Consider the following 2,567-nt stretch of genomic DNA (forward strand, 5'->3'; position numbering starts at 1 on the left):
GTAACCGTAAAATCTTTCGGCGCATAAAAAGGCCGCCATCTCAGCGCACAGGCAAAGAGATGGCGGTCTGCATTTTCATTATGGTTTTGGAATTTTACATTTCTGGGGCGCATTCACCGGGAGGAAAGATTCCGCCCAGGCTTCATCCTTCCGGCTCAGCCCAGGTGCGGTGTTCAGAAGCCAAACCAGGTAGCGGTAGGGATCCAGACCATTCTCCTTTGCGGTTTCAATCAGACTGTAGATCACAGCGCTGGACTGAGCGCCGGCCGGAGTGTTGGAAAAGAGCCAATTCTTCCGGCCCATGACGAATGGCTTAATGCTACGCTCGGCACGGTTGTTGGAGAGCTCCAGCCTCCCGTCCTCCAGATAGCGCACCAGGTAGGGCCACTGCTCCCGCAGATAGTGCAGTGCCTTGCCCAGGGCAGACTTGGGGGCAGTCTTGGCGCTGGCCTCATTTGCCCATGCCAACAGAGCGTCCAGAACCGGTTTCTCCAGTTCCAGCCGCTTGGTATAGCGTTCTTCTGGTGTCAGATCCATGAGAGGCTGCTCCAGCTGAAACAGCCGTGTGCAGTAACACTCGCCGGTTGCCGCCGGAGACTCCTGCCGTTTCTCTTTGGGCAGTGTCTGCAGCGCCTCGTCAAACTTTCGCCTGGCGTGTGCCCAGCAACCCACCACCCGGATGTTCTCAGTCAGCTTGTGGTAGCCCTGGTAGCCGTCCGCATGCAGCCAGCCAGAGAAGTCCTTGAGGAAAGCCTGGGCATGCTCCGCCTTCCGGCTGGGCTGGTACTCGTACAACACAATGGGATACTCAGCACAGCCGCTGGTCCGGTAGACCCACATGTAGGACTTGCTGGTAGAAGTCCTGCCCGGCTCCTTCAGCACCTGCAGCGTGGTCTCATCCCCGTGCAGCACAGTTTCCCGGCACAGCTTCCGGTGCAGGGCGTCATACACAGGCCGCAGCCAGGCGTCCGAGGCCTGCAGGATCCAGTTGGCCATGGTCTGCCGGGACAGCTTCAGCCCCTGCCGCTGAAACTCCTGCTCCAGACGGTACAACGGTGAGTACATGACGAATTTCTGCGTCATGATATAGGCCACCGCCTCCGGGGAGGCAAAGCTGCCTGGGCAAAGCGTCGGCTGTTTAGGTGTTTTCCGGAGATTGCCTTCGCCTGTTTCCGCCTCGCACTGTTTACATGCGTAGGTGTAGTACACATCCTCCCGGATCCAGAATCGGGCCGGCTCCATCTTCAGGCTCCGGCGCACCTCTTTCCCAATCTCCTCCATCACGGCGCCGCAGGTATCGCAGGTACGCTCTTCCTCGGAAAGGCGGTGCTCCACCACTTCCGTGGGGGTGCCCTCCGGCACGATATCCAGTACATTGCCACTCTGCCGCTTGCGGGCATGGGCCTTTACCGCTACCTGCTCCGCTGTGGCATTTTTTGTCCCATAGGCGTAGGCCTCCGCCTCATTCGCCATGAGAGACAGCTGGTCCATCAGCCCCTCCTGGAGCCGCTCTGAGGATGCCCCAAACTGCCGCTTCTTGGCAAGACCAAGCTGCTCCAGAAGCCATTGGTTCTGGAGCTTCAGCTCAGCCAACTCAGCAAGTTTAGCCTGCTGAGAATCGTATTCCGCCCGTGAGATGGTCACCATTTCCGGGGTGCTTACGGCAGAGTTCTTCTCATATTCCATGAGTAAATAATACCATAAAACAGGCTAAAAAGCCAATGCTTTCAGTGCTTTCCGGCATTAGATTACGCTCAGGCCGGACACCGCTTTATTTGCCTTCGGCTGCTCCGTCTTCAGCCCCTCCATCAGCCAACGGTATTGTTGGGGTGTCAGGGCCTGCACCTCCTCTGTGCTCCGGGGCCATTGGAAACTGCCGCTCTCCAGACGCTTATACAGTAGCAGAAAGCCGTCTCCCTCCCAGTACAGCGCCTTGAGTCGGTCCCGTCGCCTCCCACAGAATAGAAACAGAGCCCGCTGAAAGGGGTCCATCTGGAACTGGGTCTTTACCAGGTTGGCCAGTCCGTCAATGCCTCGCCGCAGGTCTGTGTATCCGCAGGCAATGTACACCGGGCAGCTGCAACTAAAATCGTTCAGCATGACTTTGCTGCCTGGAGAATTGCCTGCAGTGTGGCCTCATCCGCTCCCTCATAGACCTGAATCTGCACACCGCTTACCTCCATAGCGGCTACGATATGTCCGGAGTGCTGGGAATGCTCCATAATTGGAACCTCTGCAAAGGTCACCTCCTGGACTTCTTTCAGGGCCTGAAACACCTTCCTCTGCCAGGAGAAATAGGTGGATACCGCTATCCCATTTTCCTGGCACCATTGACCTACCGGCAGCCCGCTGCTCCGGCAGGCCTCCACACGTCGGCTCCATTCCGCCAACCGGTGTTGTTGATTAGCTCTCTGTAAACTCTCCATTTGCTCCATGCCTGCACCTCACTATCTCAGAGTCTTGAATACTCTCTGGTACTACCTTGTACTACCATGCACTTCCTCAGACTCTTATAGTTTGGCAGAGCCATTTTACCCTGACAAGCCGCCGACTGTTTTTACGCTTAC

General features: G+C 57.0%; 3 protein-coding genes. All 3 read right to left on the reverse strand.

The features are described 5' to 3' along the window. Window positions 1-78: 78 nt before the first annotated feature. From B5G34_RS18095 to B5G34_RS18105, 3 genes are read right to left on the reverse strand one after another with little or no spacing between them, the layout of a single operon-like run. On the reverse strand, window positions 79-1,686 hold the full coding sequence (locus B5G34_RS18095; RefSeq protein ID WP_140397303.1) for an IS66 family transposase: 1,608 nt from the start codon (window positions 1,684-1,686) through the stop codon (window positions 79-81). 57 nt (window positions 1,687-1,743) lie between these two features. After that, on the reverse strand, window positions 1,744-2,100 hold the full coding sequence (gene tnpB, locus B5G34_RS18100; protein WP_087340675.1) for an IS66 family insertion sequence element accessory protein TnpB: 357 nt from the start codon (window positions 2,098-2,100) through the stop codon (window positions 1,744-1,746). Then, window positions 2,094-2,435 carry a hypothetical protein gene (locus tag B5G34_RS18105; RefSeq protein ID WP_087340678.1) on the reverse strand — a complete coding sequence of 114 codons (342 nt, stop codon included), beginning with the start codon at window positions 2,433-2,435 and terminating at the stop codon, window positions 2,094-2,096. The genes tnpB and B5G34_RS18105 overlap by 7 nt, the downstream gene beginning before the upstream one ends. Window positions 2,436-2,567: the final 132 nt, after the last annotated feature.

It is taken from the genome of Flavonifractor sp. An82 (genome assembly GCF_002159265.1).
GTDB lineage: Bacteria > Bacillota > Clostridia > Oscillospirales > Oscillospiraceae > Flavonifractor.

What these genes read in the sequence shown, in the direction of transcription:
- B5G34_RS18095 (WP_140397303.1), bottom strand. Translation starts at nt 1,686, where the DNA reads ATGGAATATGAGAAGAACTCTGCCGTAAGCACCCCGGAAATGGTGACC.
- tnpB (WP_087340675.1), bottom strand. Translation starts at nt 2,100, where the DNA reads ATGCTGAACGATTTTAGTTGCAGCTGCCCGGTGTACATTGCCTGCGGA.
- B5G34_RS18105 (WP_087340678.1), bottom strand. Translation starts at nt 2,435, where the DNA reads ATGGAGCAAATGGAGAGTTTACAGAGAGCTAATCAACAACACCGGTTG.